Genomic DNA, 339 nt, shown 5'->3' with positions numbered 1-339 from the left:
CCGGCTGCCGTTCGTGGCCCTGACCACCCATTACTGGTCGCACGACGGGTTTCTGGAGCCGCCGCTGCTCGGCAGCCTGGCTCCGATCGGGCACCTGCCGGCGGTGTTCATCCACGGGCGCGCGGACGTGAGCGGGCCCCTGCGCACCGCCTGGGAGGTGCACCGCCAGTGGCCCGCCAGCGAACTGGTCGTGATCGAGGACGAGGGGCACGGGGGCGTGGCCATGGTCGACGCCTGAACCGACGCGTTGACGGCGGGCCCCGTGGACCCGCCACTGATCCGGAGCGGCGCAACGCGGTCAGTTGGTCCCGCCGGCCGGGGCTTCGGCCGGGTGGTCGA

At 73.7% G+C, this 339-nt stretch carries 1 protein-coding gene; it reads left to right on the top strand.

Annotated features, from left to right (window positions below):
* Window positions 1-238 (top strand): alpha/beta fold hydrolase (locus BN358_RS27295; RefSeq protein ID WP_232233431.1); only part of this gene is annotated, 238 nt, incomplete at its 5' end.
* Between the last annotated feature and the right edge of the window lie 101 nt (window positions 239-339).

Source organism: Sedimentibacter sp. B4 (genome assembly GCF_000309315.1).
In the GTDB taxonomy this organism is placed as follows: Bacteria; Bacillota; Clostridia; order Tissierellales; family Sedimentibacteraceae; genus Sedimentibacter; species Sedimentibacter saalensis.
This window is presented reverse-complemented; position numbering and strand designations above follow the sequence as displayed.